Origin of the sequence: Pseudomonas sp. YJ42 (genome assembly GCF_047225135.1) — a bacterium.
GTDB lineage: Bacteria > Pseudomonadota > Gammaproteobacteria > Pseudomonadales > Pseudomonadaceae > Stutzerimonas > Stutzerimonas stutzeri_E.
The window spans coordinates 1,087,571-1,104,086 of sequence record NZ_CP178378.1; the positions used below are offsets into that span (position 1 = coordinate 1,087,571).

General features: G+C 60.8%; 13 protein-coding genes and 1 tRNA gene. 4 read left to right on the plus strand and 10 right to left on the minus strand.

All coding sequences use genetic code 11. The annotated features are described in order from the left end of the window. Positions 1–18: 18 nt before the first annotated feature. The 5 genes from ACL0K2_RS04720 to ACL0K2_RS04740 all read right to left on the minus strand — a co-directional run bounded on the left by ACL0K2_RS04720 (position 19) and on the right by ACL0K2_RS04740 (position 6,182). Positions 19–1,125 (minus strand): cyclic nucleotide-binding domain-containing protein, encoded by a 1,107-nt coding sequence (locus tag ACL0K2_RS04720; protein ID WP_413043915.1) that lies wholly within the window; start codon positions 1,123–1,125, stop codon positions 19–21. Between the two features lie 23 nt (positions 1,126–1,148). Further along, positions 1,149–2,108 (minus strand): 1-aminocyclopropane-1-carboxylate deaminase/D-cysteine desulfhydrase, encoded by a 960-nt coding sequence (locus tag ACL0K2_RS04725; RefSeq protein ID WP_413043916.1) that lies wholly within the window; start codon positions 2,106–2,108, stop codon positions 1,149–1,151. Beyond that, complete coding sequence (locus ACL0K2_RS04730) at positions 2,108–3,469, minus strand: chromosome partitioning protein ParA (protein WP_045162483.1); 1,362 nt, start codon at positions 3,467–3,469, stop codon at positions 2,108–2,110. The genes ACL0K2_RS04725 and ACL0K2_RS04730 overlap by 1 nt, the downstream gene beginning before the upstream one ends. Positions 3,470–3,663: 194 nt before the next feature. Then, a complete protein-coding gene (locus ACL0K2_RS04735) occupies positions 3,664–4,095 on the minus strand; it encodes a nuclear transport factor 2 family protein (protein ID WP_239610594.1) in 432 nt (143 codons plus the stop codon). Positions 4,096–4,151: 56 nt separating this feature from the next. After that, positions 4,152–6,182, minus strand: a complete 2,031-nt coding sequence (locus ACL0K2_RS04740) for an FAD-dependent oxidoreductase (protein WP_413043917.1) — start codon at positions 6,180–6,182, stop codon at positions 4,152–4,154. A 220-nt stretch (positions 6,183–6,402) separates the two neighbouring features. On the opposite strand from ACL0K2_RS04740, the gene ACL0K2_RS04745 reads away from it, so the two are divergent. Both ACL0K2_RS04745 and ACL0K2_RS04750 read left to right on the plus strand, forming a co-directional pair. Further along, positions 6,403–7,410, plus strand: a complete 1,008-nt coding sequence (locus ACL0K2_RS04745; protein WP_239610596.1) for a carbon-nitrogen hydrolase — start codon at positions 6,403–6,405, stop codon at positions 7,408–7,410. Next, on the plus strand, positions 7,407–8,444 hold the full coding sequence (locus tag ACL0K2_RS04750) for an AraC family transcriptional regulator (RefSeq protein ID WP_239610597.1): 1,038 nt from the start codon (positions 7,407–7,409) through the stop codon (positions 8,442–8,444). The genes ACL0K2_RS04745 and ACL0K2_RS04750 overlap by 4 nt, the downstream gene beginning before the upstream one ends. 387 nt (positions 8,445–8,831) lie before the next feature. Here the strand turns inward: ACL0K2_RS04750 and ACL0K2_RS04755 are convergent, their stop codons facing one another. The 4 genes from ACL0K2_RS04755 to ACL0K2_RS04770 all read right to left on the minus strand — a co-directional run bounded on the left by ACL0K2_RS04755 (position 8,832) and on the right by ACL0K2_RS04770 (position 11,895). After that, positions 8,832–8,990, minus strand: coding sequence for a DUF2474 domain-containing protein (locus tag ACL0K2_RS04755; protein WP_155397639.1), 159 nt, complete (start codon positions 8,988–8,990; stop codon positions 8,832–8,834). A gap of 22 nt (positions 8,991–9,012) precedes the next feature. Then, on the minus strand, positions 9,013–10,020 hold the full coding sequence (cydB, locus tag ACL0K2_RS04760; RefSeq protein ID WP_045162489.1) for a cytochrome d ubiquinol oxidase subunit II: 1,008 nt from the start codon (positions 10,018–10,020) through the stop codon (positions 9,013–9,015). Positions 10,021–10,022: 2 nt separating this feature from the next. After that, entirely contained in the window at positions 10,023–11,462 is a 1,440-nt protein-coding gene (locus ACL0K2_RS04765; RefSeq protein WP_045162490.1) for a cytochrome ubiquinol oxidase subunit I, read from the minus strand. 356 nt (positions 11,463–11,818) lie between these two features. After that, positions 11,819–11,895: transfer RNA gene (locus tag ACL0K2_RS04770), tRNA-Asp, on the minus strand. 408 nt (positions 11,896–12,303) lie between these two features. On the opposite strand from ACL0K2_RS04770, the gene ACL0K2_RS04775 reads away from it, so the two are divergent. Next, positions 12,304–12,873, plus strand: coding sequence for a type II secretion system protein N (locus tag ACL0K2_RS04775; RefSeq protein ID WP_230623637.1), 570 nt, complete (start codon positions 12,304–12,306; stop codon positions 12,871–12,873). 3 nt (positions 12,874–12,876) lie between these two features. Further along, positions 12,877–15,150, plus strand: a complete 2,274-nt coding sequence (gspD, locus tag ACL0K2_RS04780; protein WP_045162492.1) for a type II secretion system secretin GspD — start codon at positions 12,877–12,879, stop codon at positions 15,148–15,150. Between the two features lie 117 nt (positions 15,151–15,267). Here the strand turns inward: gspD and ACL0K2_RS04785 are convergent, their stop codons facing one another. Next, positions 15,268–16,479, minus strand: coding sequence for an O-succinylhomoserine sulfhydrylase (locus ACL0K2_RS04785; protein ID WP_413043918.1), 1,212 nt, complete (start codon positions 16,477–16,479; stop codon positions 15,268–15,270). Between the last annotated feature and the right edge of the window lie 37 nt (positions 16,480–16,516).

Here is a 16,516-nt window from a genome sequence, read left to right on the forward strand (position 1 = left end):
GCAACCTGACTCCGATCATCAGCCGCTACGCTCGGTACGCCCGCCGGAACGCGCTAGATAGCCACTGCCCTGCTCGCACAGCAAGGCCGCATACTCCTCCGCCGACAGGGCATCGAGCCCGTCGCGCAACGGATAGGCGGTGAAGCCCAGCTGGGTCAGCAGAAAGACCGCGCTGGCGCTACGCTTGCCGCTGTCGCAGTAACACAGATAGACCCGATCTTGCTTCAGCAGGCGCGCTTTCAGGCGTAACAGATGCAGCGGCATGTTCAGCGCCTGCAGCGCATGGCCACGCTGGTATTCGTCCAGCAGTCGGACATCCAGCCATTGCGCGCCTTGAGCGACCAGTTCGTTGGCCTGCGCCAGCCCTAGCTCGGCTACCACTGGCGCCTTCAGCAGGGCAATGAAATCCTGCCGCGCCAGACGCAGCACACAGGACTCTTCGAGCAAGGTCACAGTGGCGTTGCGCGGGCTCTCGGTCAGCAAGGCTTCTTCGCCGACACAGGCACCGACGCCCAACTCAGCCACTACCTGCTCGTCGCTATCAAAGCCGATCATCACTTCCGCACAGCCGCTTTTTAGGAAGTAACAGCAATCTCCGGCATCGCCTTCATGCAGTAACACATGGCCGGCAGGCAACTCGATTGCCTCGAGCTTGCCCAACATGCTCCGCACGTTTTCCGCCGGCACCTTGGCGAACAACGGATTTTCCAGCAGTTCCTCGAGCCATTCGGTCAGCTCACCAGTGGTCGCCAGCTGGAGAAGCAGATCGGAATGGCTCTGATGCCAGGCTAATGAACGATCCAACAGTGCGCTATCGACTACCAGCACACTGGAGTCTTCCAGCGCCTGTACCTGAATCAGCCGGCTACCGGCACTGAACACATGGCAGCTTTCTGGAGAGCCAGCGAACATTCGCCAAGCCACGCCGTCCGCGCCTTGCATGGACAGCGAACCGGTCAGCAGGAAATAGCTCGACCCGAGCTCGATCTCGCCATCGAACAGCCACTGGTTGGCGAGCAGCGGGCGAGGGATCAACTGGTCACGCAGCGATTGCAACTGACGAGGCGAGAGCGCATTGAGCGGAGTCAGACTGCGTATCTGATCGGGGAGTAACGGCTTGTTCATCCATGGATTCCAAGTACAGAAGTTCAGCGCAGCAGCTCGTCCAGCTGTGCCTGGGCAGCCCGTCGACCCTGCAGGCCACCGGTGTGCACGAAGATGAGCCGCGTGCCGGTCGCAAAATAACCGCGCTCCACATAAAGGCGCAATGCCATCATCGCTTTAGCTGTATAAACCGGCTCCAGAGGTAGCTCGGCCGCCCGCTCGGTTTCGACCATGAAGCGAGCCAGAGTCTCGTCGAATTGGCCGAAACCACCGCTACTCGCATCGATCAGCTGATAATTTGCGGAGACGACACCGGCCTCACCCAGCAGTCGGTCGACCTCCTGCGTGACGCCGTGAGACGGTGGCCCCGCCAGCGCCCCATATACCCATCGGTTACCCTGCTCCGCCTCACCCATCACCAACCCGGCCAGCGTCGTTCCGGTGCCAGCAGCCAACCACCAGCCGTCGTAGTCGTCCCAGCTAAGCGCGGCAAGCTGCTCCCGTACGCGGAGCACCAAGGGCGCGCAACCCAGGGCACCCGCCAATCCACCGCCACCTTCAGGTATGCAGTGATAGTCCGGGTAACGCTGGCGCCAGACGTCAAAGAAGTCCGGCTGATGCCGCGCCCTGTAGCCCGCGTAACCCAGCCAGTGCAGCTGCATGCCGAAGCCCTGCAGATCCTCTACTGTCGCGGTTCGCTGGGGATGCCCGCGCAACAGGCCAACGCTGGCAAGCCCGAAGCGCTTGGCCGCGGCGGCCAGCGCGTGAAGATGGTTGGAATGCGGACCGCCGAGGCTGATCAGTCCTGGCGCATCGGCCGCCTGGGCTGCGTGCAGGTGATGGACGAGTTTGAACCACTTGTTTCCAGACAACTCGGGATCGATCACGTCCAGGCGCAACACGGCGAGCTGTATGTTCGCTCGCTGCAGCCAGGGTAAGTCGACGGTGTGCAACGGCGCAGGCACAGCCTCTGGGGAAAACGCTGAAAGTGCAGGCACGTGCATCAGCTACCCGTGCGTAGCCGGTCCTGCGATCGATGCCTGGCACAGCAGTTGGAATGTCCAATGACGAAACGCCCCGGCGACTCCACTTTGTCCAACGGCATATTGCAGCGTTCTCCGCTGGACAGCGTGGCAATGCAGGTGGGCTGCTGATAATGCTGAACCCACTGACCGTACTGTTCTTCGGAGACCGCGCATTTAGCCGCAGCATAGGCGAGCGGGTTTTGCTGATAACCGGCCATATCAGAAAGTGGAATAGTCAGGTGACCGGCACCGGGATGGTAGGCCATGAACGCCACGCCAAGCGCTGAAAGACGTTCCAGGGAGCGCTCACCACTCTGCTCGATGAGCGCATCACGTTGCTTCTGGAGCTGCTCGATTTCTTCCTGTAACTGGCTATCCAGTTCGTTGCGGTAGGCCAGTTCGACGTCGCGTATGGATACTTGCTCCTTGTACTCAGCCACGGCTGCTGCGACTTGCCGCTGTAGTTCATCATCGAACTGCGCACGCGCAGCCTGCGCTTCGGCGCGGCTATTGTGTTCCAACGCACGGAGCTGTCGGCTCATCTCTTCGCGGGTTTTCTGAAAGCCTTCAGCCTGTTCGTTGAGCTGTGCCCGCAGGTCTGCGGCAAGCTGCTCTTTGTGCACCAGCTCCTGACGCAACTGGGCAAGCTCGTCCTGCAGCTTGGCATGCTGCTGTGCGGCCAGTTCGCGCAACCTGGTGATATCGGCCTCGCGCTGCTGCTCAAGATTGGCGATGCGCAGACGCTGCTGCTTGATCAGTTGCGCGGCCTTCAGCCGTTGTTCCTGTTCCAGTTTCTCTGCCCGTCGGGTGGCGGTTTGCTTGGCCGAATCAGCCGCGTACCAGGTGTCTTCGGCGACCATCTGCAGTCGCTCGGCCGGTACCGTCTGAGGCTGTTCTTCCTCGACCAGAAGACCAAGCTGGTTGCGCCTGACCCGATCGCGCAGCATGACGAGGTGATTCTTGCTCTGGGTCAGTTCCGGATCCCAGAGATGCATCTGGTACCAGGAGACCGGGCACTGACTGCGGCAGGCCAGGCGAATGGGGCCCGCGCCCAGATCGGGCCCGCGCCCGGTACGTTCGGCCAGATTGCGCAGCGGAATGTTCCAGCCACTGTCAGCCGAACCGTCTTCGTTGAAATCGAGATAGAAGAACACCGCCGCGCGAACCTGCAAGCGGGTGTTGATCAGTACATAGGCGACGCGCATCTGCTGATCGGCGAATTCGGGCATGCTCACGACCCCATCGAGCATCGCCTCGAATTCCGGATAGAGCATTTCCTTGCAGACGCCGTCATCGTTGAAGAACAGCACGGCTTCGACCGTCTGCGGTTTGATCTGCATGCTCGCACCCTCAACGGCTTGATCGGCCAGCGAAAATTCCGAGACAGCAACCGCACCGACGCCGCCATCCCATGGTTGGCGCAAGTTTAGGGGAAAAACTGCAGCGGGCGATGTGACTGGGTTGGCAGCGAGTCGGCATGCTTATTCGCAGCGAGGTGCAACCAGCAAACTATGGTGGCATCGGAGGTGGACGATCACCGCGTCAGCGCGGCAAGCTGAGGCGCCAGGCGCCTGCCCATCTCCTCGCCGAGCGCCTGCAGGCCGCTCATTGGGCGCACCATGACTTCAAAATCGGTGATCAGTCCAGATTCATCGAAACGGATCATGTCGATGCCCTTGAGCTGTCGATCACCGACGCGTGCGCTGAATTCCAGCACGACGTTCAAGCCATCGGGACTGACCAACTGGCGATGGTATTCAAAGTCTTCGAATACCGTTACCACGGTATTGAGGATCAGATTGACCGCCACTGCGCTCTCGTAGGGTTTGAAAGCCATCGGCGAACGGAACACCGCCCGCGGATGCAGCAGCTCCGGTAGTTGCTGGAGATCCTGGGCGTCGATCATCCGATGCCAGCGCTGCACAGTCGCAGCAACGGCCGGCTGCATCGCGAGGGAAGTATTCATGCGGAGCTCCTTTGTTGCGCAAGAAAAAAGCCCCGCTCGTAGCGGGGCCTGGATACTCAGAGTTCAGCCGCGAGACGCGAGCCCTGGTTGATGGCCCGCTTGGCATCGAGTTCGGCGGCCACGTCCGCGCCACCGATCAGGTGCACCTTGGCACCCCCTGCCTCGAGCTCAGCCTGCAACTCACGCAGTGGGTCCTGTCCTGCACAAACGATCACGGTATCCACTGGCAACGCCTGAGGCTCGCCGTCGGCGACACGAATATGCAGGCCCTGATCGTCCACTTTGAGATACTCCACAGCGCTGATCATCTGCACCTGCTTGTTCTTCAGGCCAGTGCGATGAATCCAGCCGGTGGTCTTGCCCAGACCATTGCCGACCTTGGACTTCTTGCGCTGCAGAAGATAGACCTGACGCGCCGGTGCGTGCGGTGCCGGCTGGATTCCGGCGACGCCGCCACGCGCCTCGAGCCCGAGGTCTATGCCCCACTCCTTCCAGAACGCTTCACGGTCCAAGCTGGTCGACTGACCTTGATGGGTGATGAATTCAGAAACGTCGAAGCCGATGCCGCCGGCGCCGATCACCGCGACGCGCTGCCCAACGGGTTTGCGTTGCAGAATCGCGTCGAGGTAACTCATCACCATCGGATGCTCGATGCCTGGGATCTGCGGTGTGCGCGGTGCGATACCGGTGGCGAGGATGATCTCGTCATAGCCGCCGTTCAGCAGGTCCGCCGCACTGACGCGGGTATCCAGGCGGACATCGACACCGGTGCTCTCGAGCTTGCTGTTGAAGTAACGCAAGGTTTCGTAGAACTCTTCCTTGCCTGGTACACGTTTGGCGACGTTGAACTGGCCGCCGATCTCGCTGGCCGAGTCGAACAAGGTCACCTGATGGCCACGCTCGGCGGCGACGGTCGCGGCCGACAACCCCGCCGGGCCGGCGCCAACGACCGCGATTTTCTTCACTGACGCGGTAGGAATGTAGTTCAGCTCGGTTTCGTAGCAGGCGCGCGGATTGACCAGGCAGGTGGTCAATTTGCCACTGAACGTATGGTCGAGGCAGGCCTGGTTGCAACCGATGCAGGTATTGATGGTATCGCTGCGATCGGCCGCCGCTTTGTTGACGAAATCCGGATCGGCCAGAAAGGGTCGTGCCATCGACACCATGTCTGCATCGCCTTCAGCCAGCACCTGTTCGGCGACTTCCGGTGTGTTGATGCGGTTGGTAGTCACCAGAGGGATACCGACTTCGCCACGTAGCTTGGCGGTCACCTTGGTGAACGCCGCACGCGGCACCTTTGTAGCGATGGTCGGGATACGCGCCTCGTGCCAGCCGATGCCTGTGTTGATCAGTGTCGCGCCGGCCTGCTCGATGGCCTTGGCCAACTGCACCACCTCCTCCCAGATACTGCCGCCTTCCATCAGGTCGAGCATCGACAGGCGATAGATGATGATGAACTCCGGCCCCACGGCCTCTCTCACACGCCGCACGATCTCCACAGGTAGACGCATGCGATTTTCATAGCAGCCGCCCCAACGGTCGGTGCGGTGGTTGGTATGCGCGACGAGGAACTGGTTGATGAAGTAGCCTTCCGACCCCATAATTTCGACGCCGTCATAGCCGGCCTGCTTCGCCAGGCTGGCGCAATTGACGAAGTCGCGAATCTGCTTTTCGATGCCCTCTTCATCCAACTCACGCGGCGTGAAGGGGTTGATCGGGGCCTGAATGGCGCTCGGTGCGACCAGCTGTGGACTGTAGGCATAACGCCCGGCATGAAGAATCTGCATGCAGATCTTGCCACCTGCCTCATGCACGGCCTGGGTAACGATCTTGTGCTCTTCGGCCTCCTCGCCCGTCGACAGTTTGGCGGCACCGGCCCGCACCGAACCCTCTTCGTTGGGCCCCACCCCGCCGGTAACGATCAGGCCGACGCCGCCACGGGCGCGTTCGGCAAAGAATGCAGCCATACGCTCGAATCCGTTGGGCATCTCCTCAAGACCGGTGTGCATCGAGCCCATAAGCGTGCGATTACGCAAGGTGGTGAAGCCCAGATCCAGCGGAGCCAGCAGGTGCGGAAAAGCGGTCATGTTCGTTCCTCGATCAGGCGGCACGGTCACAGCGGCCCAGGGTCAACGGTAGGAATGCCACGCCTCGTGGGGTCGCGGTCACTGTGTCGTGAAGATAAACAGGCGCTGCGCCTCGCTCAATGATCGAAACTGACAACTGCCTGACCCTATCGCGCAAAAACACTTGGCAATCATCGGGCATGTCTCTAGTCTCCTCCCACACGTTTAACCAACCTCAGTCATGCGCACCTACAGCAAACTATTCGGCCTGACGGTACTCGTCCTCGTCGCGCTCAGCCTCTACCTGGACTGGACGCGCGACCGGCGCAGTGGCCCGCTGCTGTCCGATCTGCGCATCCTGCCGATCAACAGCCACGGGCAGCCAGGCCCTGCTGGCAATCTGCTCGGCGTGGAAACCCGCCTGACGCCGGCTGACTACCAGAGCAGAGAACGGCTGCAACTGAAATTCACCACTTATCTCAACCAGGCACGCGATGCCGGCCTACTGGACTCGCGCACTATCGTCGTGCTGCCGGAACACGTCGGCACCGGGCTGTTTGCCCTGGGAGAAAAACCTGAAGTGCAGCAGGCGCGCACGTTGCGCGACGCCATGCACTGGATGGCGCTGAGCAATCCATGGACGTACCTTCGAGCGCTGCTCGATAACGAGGGTGAAGACCACCGCACCGAGGCCGTTCTGAAAATCAAGGGCCGGCAGATGGCCGATGATTATCAGCGCATATTCGGCGGCCTTGCCCGTGATTACGGAGTGACGCTGGTCGCAGGTTCCATCGTGCTCCCCGAGCCGCGCCTTGAGGAAGGACGCCTGCAGATCGGCGATGGCCCGCTTCGCCAGGTCAGTCTGAGTTTTGCCGCCGACGGCGAACCCATCGGACCGCTGCAGTACAAGATGGGGCTCAGCCGCTACGAACGCCGCTATAGTCAGGCCCCGGATGCACCGTCGTCCGCGCTGCTGACACCCGCCGGACGTCTAGCGGTGCTGATCGGCTGCGATGGATACACTCGATCACCGCCAGCCGATGCCGATCTACTCGCTCTGCCTGGCGCGCGCGATGATCCGCCGGTTACCTGCGCAGCCAGCAACCCGCCACAGACCACCCTGCCGCGCATGGAGGTACGTACCCTCGGTTTGCCGTGGAACTTGGTCGGCTCTCCGCGGCGCCCTGTCCGCCAACGCTACAACGAACCGGTGCAACTGACCAACCTGTGGCTACCGGACCGACCATGAATCGGCAGCGAGTGCGCCTGGGTGATCTCTCGGTTGGCTTCGTGCATAGCCTGAGCAGCGCCCTGCTGGCAAAGCAGATCGATCCGCAACCGCTACTCGACGCTTACGGGCTGGATCCCGCGCGCCTCTCGGAACCGCGTGCCCGGCTTTCGATCCCGCGTTACATGCGCCTCGGCCATGCCGCCATACAATTGACTGGCGACCCGAGCCTGGGCCTGGAGATGGGACGATTGCGCAAGGCCGGGCATCTTGGTCTGGTCGGGGTGACATCAACCCAGGCGCCGACCGTTCGAGAAGCCGCCCGCGCGCTGATCCGCTATGAACCGCTGTATGCATCCAACTACCGCGGCGCCTCCGGGTTCCATGAGGATGCCAAAGGAGCCTGGCTGCGGTTCTATTCGATCAGCCCCTACAACAGCTACAACCGGTTCGTCGTGGATACGGTATTGGCGAGCTGGATCACTCAGCTGAGCACGGTGGCCGCTTCCCCGCTGGTACCCGTGGCGGTACACATCGAGTTCGAGCGCCCCATCTACGCAACTTCCTACGAGACGTTCTTCACGAAACCGGTGGAGTTCGCGGCCGAACACAATCAGCTGCGATTGGACAGAGCCACGCTGGCTTTGCGCAACCCGGAACATTGCCCTGGCACCTGGCGCCAGCTATTGGAGCTCTGCGAGGCGGAGCTGGAGCAGCGCACCCGTACCCGCAGCCTGCGCGAGCGGGTCACCCAACTCCTAGGGCCGATGCTCAAGGGCCAAGAACCCGATCTGCAGCAGATCGCCAGCCGCTTGCAGCTGCCACCCTGGACCCTGCGTCGCAAGCTCGAGGAAGAAGGCACCAGCTATCGGGCCATTCTCAACGACACACGACGCGACCTGGCAATGGCCTACATACGGGATACCGAATCCGCTTTCGGCGAGATAGCCTGGCTACTGGGATTTTCCTCGGCGGAAGCCTTTCAACGCGCGTTCAAACGCTGGAGCGGACAAACACCGGGGGAATATCGGCGCGCGCAGCGGCGCGCTGATTGATCCGCTGACGTTTCGTCGTGCTGCAGCGAAACGCCAGTGGCGGTCTTAAAGCTCGAAGGCGTCGTCGGCCGGCTCAGGACCGTCCTGCTCTGCGGCGTGCCATTCGAGTATCTCGTCCTGATAGTCATCCATAGGAGCGCTCCTCTTGCTGGGGTCTGCCAAACCGTCGAAATCCCATTGCGTTGGCAAGACGCCTCGCCTGCGTTTTTCAACAGCTGCTACCGGTGCTAACAAAGTCCATGCCAGCAAGCTACCGCGGAGACATGACGAAAACATGAACCGCCCCACGCTGGCACTTACGACTGAATAGCCCAACCTCTCCACAGCCACAACGCGCCCAATCGCCGCACATGGCTACAACCGCCGTTGCAGAGCCGCTTGGTGCACTCATGGGGTCGCCAGGCCAGCGGCTGTCATGAATTGACGCAGCAGCCAGGCGACCACCCCGAGCGCCAGCACACTGGCAGACCAAATCAGCACGAGCCAGGTCATGCGCTGCCATAACGGCTTCGGTCCTGGCGCACTGCTTTCGGGCTTCTTCTGCATCGTGGGCTCCATAACGAGACGACTAGTGATAGCCATCCTCTGCGCTGACCTTGCCGCGGAACACGTAATAGCTCCATGCGGTGTACATCAGGATCAAAGGGATGATCAGCAGCGCCCCCACCAGAGTGAAACCCTGGCTCTGCGGTGGCGAGGCGGCCTCCCAGATGCTGACCGATGGCGGGATGATGTTCGGCCAGAGGCTGATGCCAAGGCCGCTGTAGCCAAGGAATATAAGCGCCAGGGTGAACAGGAACGGCGCGTAGTGGGCGTAGCGCGCGATAGATCGCAGCAGTCCGAACGTGCACAGCAACACGAGGATGGGCACCGGCATGAAGAGGAACAGGTTCGGCATGCTGAACCAGCGCTCGGCGATGTCCGGATGTGTTAAAGGCGTCCATATACTCACGATGCCGGTCACCGCCAATACCGCCCAGACCAGTGGCGTGCCGATGTCGTGCATCCGTCGCTGCAGTTCACCCTCGGTTTTCATGATCAGCCACGTGCAGCCCAACAAGGCATAGGCAGCAATCAGCGCCACGCCGCAGAACACCGAGAACGGCGTCAACCAATCCAGAGGTCCCCCTGCATAGGCGCGATCGGCGACCGGAAACCCATGAATGAATGCGCCCAGCGCGACGCCCTGGAAGAAGGTCGCCGCCAATGAACCACCGACGAACGCCTTGTCCCAGATATGTTGGCGCGCGACGCTCGCCTTGAAGCGGAATTCGAAGGCCACGCCGCGGAAGATCAGGCCCATCAGCATGAAGATGATCGGCAGGTACAACGCGGAAAGCACCACCGAATAGGCCAGCGGAAACGCGGCGAACAGCCCGGCGCCACCCAGCACCAACCAGGTTTCGTTGCCATCCCAGATCGGCGCCACGGTATTCATCGCCACGTCGCGCTCGGAACTGTCGGCGAGGAACGGGAAAAGGATCCCGATACCCAGGTCGAAGCCGTCCATCACCACGTACATCATGATGCCGAAGATGATGATGACGGCCCAGATCAGCGAAAGATCGACACCCATATTCAATTCCTCTCGCCCAGTTGATCGCCGTGTTCGTGTGGAATCGCCTCGTCGGCAGCCGAGAGCGGTCGCATCGGCGTCCGCTTCTCGCCGGGCCCACCAGCGCCCTTCTCGTTGCCCTCGTTGGTAACGGGGCCCTTTGCAATCAGCCGCAACACATAGACGAAACCGATTCCGAACACCGCGAAGTAGATCAGAACGAACATCGCCAGCGTCAGGCCGAGCTGCTCGGTGCCGTGATTGGAAACGGCGTCTGCAGTCCGCATCAGCCCATAAATCACCCAAGGCTGGCGGCCGATTTCCGTGGTGAACCAGCCGGCCAGAATCGCGAGGATTCCGGAGGGACCCATGCACAACGCAAGTCGTAGAAAGGCACGTGACTGGTACAGCCGACCGCTTCGTCGCAGCAGGAGGCTCCACAAGCCGGTGAAGATCATCAGAAAGCCCAGCGCGACCATCACGCGAAACGTCCAGAACACGATGGTCGAGTTGGGTCTGTCCTCTGGCGGAAAATCCTTCAGCGCCGGAATCGGCTCGGTCAAGCTGTGCTTGAGGATCAGGCTGCCCAGATAGGGAATCTCCACCTTGTAACGCGTCTCTTCACGCTCCATGTCAGGCCAGCCGAACAGCAACAGAGGCGTTGGCTCGCCTGAGGAGTTATCCCAATGTCCTTCCATGGCGGCGATTTTTGCCGGTTGGTATTCCAGCGTGTTGAGGCCGTGGAAGTCACCGACCAATGCCTGGATCGGCGCCACCAGCAACGCCATCCACATCGCCATGGACAGCATCTTGCGGACCGCAGGGTTGTCTCGCCCACGCAACAGATGCCAGGCCGCGGAGGCGCCCACCATGAACGCCGTGGCGAGGAACGCGGCAATCGCCATGTGCGTCAGCCGGTAGGGAAAGGAGGGGTTGAACACGATGGCGAACCAGTCCACCGGCACCACGATGCCATCGATGATCTCGTGGCCCTGAGGGGTGTGCATCCAGCTGTTCGAGGCAAGAATCCAGAATGTGGAAATCAGTGTGCCGACGGCCACCATCAGCGTGGAGAAGAAGTGCAGACCGGGGCCGACGCGATTCCAGCCGAACAACATGACGCCGAGAAACCCCGCCTCCAGGAAGAACGCGGTGAGCACCTCGTACGCCAGCAACGGCCCGGTGACGCTGCCGGCAAACTCCGAGAAGGCGCTCCAGTTGGTGCCGAACTGATAGGCCATGACGATACCGGAAACCACCCCCATGCCAAAATTAACGGCAAAAATCTTCAGCCAGAAATGATAGAGGTCGCGGTACACCTGGCGCCTGGTCTTCAACCACAGCCCTTCCAGCACGGCCAGAAAGCTCGCCAGTCCGATGGTGATCGCCGGAAAGATGATGTGGAAGGAAATGGTGAAAGCGAATTGAATCCGCGCAAGCTCGAGAGCTTCCAGACCGAACATTAAAAACCCCTCGTCAGTTAGCCGCTTGCCCCTGGCCTGTTGATGTCATCACGCATTAATGACAGCAGGAAAACACAAGGGTGCGCTCGGGTCGCTGTGACAGGTCGCCGCGTATAGCGGAGCAAACTGGATCAGCGCTACTTCAAGGGGCCCGGGAGGCCTTCGCCATAGCGAGATTGGAAGGTCCCGATAGCCAGCGGATCGAAGATCGGCGCTGCGCCGTTATCAAGTAAGAAGGGACGAAAAATCTGCCCGCGCCAGACGAGTGCAGGAAGCGGCGATATAGAACGAAAAAAGCGGCCATAAGGCCGCTTTTAGCGAGACTTCCAGTCGCTCAATGGACTTGGAAGCAAATGTGGCGCAGCGGACGGGACTCGAACCCGCGACCCCCGGCGTGACAGGCCGGTATTCTAACCGACTGAACTACCGCTGCGCGTCGGCCGGACTTTCGTCCGAATCGTAAGAGTCAACCGTGATACCAACCGGCTGATCGCCTTGCGAGGCGCGCAATTTACGCACCCACTTCAATCAAGTCAACAGCGTGCCAGGTAATTTTCTTAAAAAATACCGACTACGGGAGGTCATGAAGAGGAATCGCCGTCCATAGGGCACCTTTTGCCTGAAAAACAGTCAGTTGCACTGGCATACTCAGGTGCTTCTTGTCATGGTCCCGGTCTAGACTGCCAGGACGCCTGGCCGTTCGTAGATATCACAACTGCCTACGTGATCCAGCGACCATGCCGTCATCACTTAGCTTCACGGAGTGCCTAGTTTGGCTTCCCCCGCAGCACTGCAGAAATTTCGCCAACATGCGCCTCTAATCGTCAGCGCAGCTATCGTCGTGCTCTTCGGCTTCTACCTTGCCGGCCAGATAAGGACATGGCTTCAGCTTACCCAGGCGCCGGCAGCAGCCACCACGGACAGCAACCAGCCCGCTGGAGTCGTACCGGACCTGCAACGCATGGAAAGCCTGTTCGGCACACCAGCGACAACAGCAGGCCAACGCTATAGCCCCGACGCATCGAGTTCTGATCTAACCTTGCTGGGCAGTTTCGTTCATGCTGATCCGGCTCGCTCCACCGCAATCATCCAGTTAAGCGGCCAGCCGCCGCAGCTGTATCGGGTCGAACAAGAACTGGAATCGGGGGTGCGCCTGCACAGCGTTCATCCAGACAGAGTCGAAATACTGCGCGGCGGGCGCGTTGAAAGTCTGTATTTTCCCAGCGTTCGCTCCGCGACAGCCGTACCCGATAATCTGCCGGACTACAGTGAACCGGCAGAAATGAATCAACCAGACCCGCAAGCGGAGATGCTTCAGCAGCAGATGGAAGCGCTCCGCCAACAGATGGAAGGGGCAAACAGCCCGCCAGATACCATGCCCTCCGACGAACAGCCCACGGAAGACAACTGACCGATGCTGCCTTTTTCCTCCCGCCCGCTCATTGCCTTGCTCGCCGCCGGTCTGCTCGCCGCCCCTCTGCCTGTGCTAGCGGCCGACCCCGGAATCGAGCCGAGCGAAACCCAACAGGACGGCTGGACGATCAATCTCAAGGATGCCGATATCCGGGCCTTCGTCGATCAGATCAGCCAACTGACCGGACAGACCTTTATCGTCGATCCGCGCGTAAAGGGCCAAGTCAGCGTGGTGTCGTCGACAACGCTCTCGCTGTCGGAGGTCTATCAGCTATTCCTCTCGGTCATGGCGACACATGGCTACAGCGTGCTCACGCAGGGCGAAGTCGCACGAATCGTGCCGAATGCCGAAGCGAAATCCGAGGCCGGAGGGGGCCCGACCGGTGGTGATTTACTGGAGACCCGCGTGATTCAGGTCCAGCACACATCCGCTACCGAACTGATTCCGCTGATTCGCCCATTGGTACCCCAATATGGCCATCTCGCCGCCGTCAGCTCTGCCAATGCGCTGATCATCAGCGATCGCAGCGCCAACATCGCACGCATAGAGGACCTGGTCCGCCAGCTCGACCGCGCTCAAACCGACGACCACAGCGTGGTGAACCTGCAGTACGGCTGGGCCGTCGATATCGCCGAAGTGCTGCGCAACACGCTGGCCCGGGGTGAAGCCCGCGATACCGCAGGTGCCCAGATCATCGCTGACTCGCGCACCAATCGGCTGATTTTTACCGGGCCGGAGCAGGCGCGACAGAAGCTCGCCAATCTGGCGAAGACGCTCGATACGCCAAGCACCCGCTCGGCCAACACACGAGTGATCCGCCTGCGCCACAACGATGCGAAAGCCCTGGCCGAGACCCTCGGGGACATCTCCGAGGGTCTCGCAGCCCCTGCCGACGGCGAAGCTCAAAGCAGCCGGCAACAGAACATCCTCATCCGTGCCGACGAAAGCCTCAATGCTCTCGTCATGCTCGCCGAGCCCGAGCTGATCGGCACCCTCGAATCGATCGTGCGCCAACTGGACATTCCACGCGCCCAAGTCATGGTCGAAGCCGCCATCGTCGAAGTCTCCGGCGATATCACCGACGCGCTTGGCGTGCAGTGGGCCGTGGATGCGCGCGGCGGCACCGGTGGCATCGGCGGAGTCAATTTCGGCAATACCGGCATTTCCGTCGGCAGCGTGCTAACTGCGATGAGAGAGGATGAGATCCCTGACAGACTTCCCGACGGCGCCATCATTGGACTAGGCACGCGTAGCTTCGGCGCCTTGATCACTGCACTTTCCGCTAACAGCAAGAGCAACCTGCTATCGACCCCAAGCCTGCTGACGCTGGATAACCAGGAAGCGGAAATCCTCGTCGGACAGAACGTTCCTTTTCAGACTGGCAGCTACACGACCGATTCGTCCGGGGCCAACAACCCATTCACGACCATCGAGCGAGAGGATATCGGCGTAACGCTCAAGGTCGTGCCGCATATCAATGACGGCGCAACCCTGCGCCTGGAGATCGAGCAGGAAATCTCATCGATTGCTCCATCGGCAAGCCTGTCAGCGCAGGCCGTCGACCTGGTGACCAACAAGCGTTCGATCAAGAGCACTATTCTTGCCGAAGACGGCCAGGTGATTGTCCTCGGCGGACTGATTCAGGACGATGTGACCCAGACCAACTCCAAAGTCCCGTTGCTTGGCGACATTCCACTGATCGGTGGACTGTTTCGCTCCACCCAGGAAACCCACGTCAAGCGCAACCTGATGGTTTTCCTGCGACCGACAGTCATTCGTGATCGCGCAGGACTGGCAGCACTTTCCGGTAAAAAGTACAGCGACATCCGGGTCATCGAAACTGACTCGGACAGCCCAAGCATTCTTCCGGCCACGCCGGAGCGACTGTTTGACGGTCAGGGCCAGCCGGCACCAGCCATCGACCTTCGATCCAACGAGCCGGAACAACGTCGCGAAGTGCCTAAAGCCCCCGCAACGCAACGAGCGCCACAAACCTTCACGCCACAGGCACAACCTCAGGAGCGGTCATCGTCGACACGTTCGGGCTGGGCCGTACAGGTCGCCAGTTTTCAGAACCGCGATAGCGCCGCGACACTGGAGCAAAAGCTGGCGACCGAAGGCTTCGATACCTATACAAGAACGACAGGCCGCACCCATCGCGTCTTCGTCGGTCCAGTCGATCAGCGTCAGGAAGCCAGTCAGCTTCGCGACCAGCTATCCGAGGAACAGCGTCTGGATGGTTTCGTGGTCAACTTCGAAACCACTGACAATTGATGGGACGGCTGATGCTGATCGCCGGCGCCTTTAACTAGCCTGTCCTTAAAAGCGAAACCCCGCAATTAGCGGGGTTCGTCAATCCGAGACGGTTTTTCAGAGCGCCTGTTCTCTACATCAGAGCGCGGCCAACCCTCGGGCGAGATCAGCCTTAAGATCTGCCACGTCTTCCAGGCCCACCGCTACGCGAACCAGGCTATCGCGGATACCAGCGGTGGCGCGATCTTCAGGGGAAAGACGGCCATGGGTGGTTGTCCCCGGGTGGGTGATGGTGGTCTTACTGTCGCCCAGATTGGCGGTGATAGAGACCAGGCGGGTCGCATCGATGAAACGCCATGCACTATCCTTACCCCCCGCCACCTCGAAACTCAACACCGCTCCGAAGCCTTTCTGCTGACGCTTGGCCAGCTCGTGTTGCGGGTGGCTGGGCAGACCGGCGTAATACACCTTTTCAATGCCCGACTGTTGTTCGAGCCACTCGGCCAACACCTGTGCATTGGCGCAGTGGGCCTGCATGCGCAGCCGCAAGGTCTCCAATCCCTTAAGGAAGACCCACGCATTGAAAGGGCTCAGCGTCGGGCCAGCTGTGCGCAGAAAACCCACCACTTCTTTCATCTGCTCGGATCGCCCGGCAACCACGCCCCCCAGGCAGCGTCCCTGCCCGTCGATGTACTTGGTTGCGGAATGAATGACGATATCAGCACCGAGCGCCAATGGCTGCTGCAGCACCGGTGTGCAGAAGCAGTTGTCCACGGCCAGCATGGCGCCCTTGGCGTGGCAGAGCTCAGCCAACGCCTCGATATCGACCAGTTCAGCCAAGGGGTTCGACGGCGATTCAACGAAGACCAGCTTGGTATTGGGCTTGAATGCAGGTTCCCAAACACTCACGTCCGTGAGCGGAACGTAGTCGACCTGAAGACCGAAGCGCTTAAGATACTTTTCGAACAGCGAGACCGTTGCACCAAACACGCTCCGCGAAACCAGCACGTGGTCGCCAGCCGAGCATAGGCTCATAACCGTCGCCAGAATCGCGGCCATACCGGAGGCGGTCGCTACGGCCTGCTCGGCGCCTTCCATGGCGGCGATGCGCTCTTCGAATGCTCGCACAGTAGGGTTGGTGTAGCGCGAATAGACATTCCCCGGCACATCACCGGCAAAACGTGCAGCGGCGTCTGCAGCACTGCGGAACACGTAGCTGGAGGTGAAGAACAGCGGCTCGCCGTGCTCACCCTCGGGCGAACGATGCTGGCCCGCACGAACGGCCAATGTATCCATGCCTGCGTCGGACAAGTCACTGTCCAGACGGCCAGCGTCCCAGTCAGTTGTCATAGTCTTTTCACCCTGAGCCGAGGCGGCCGAGCCGCCG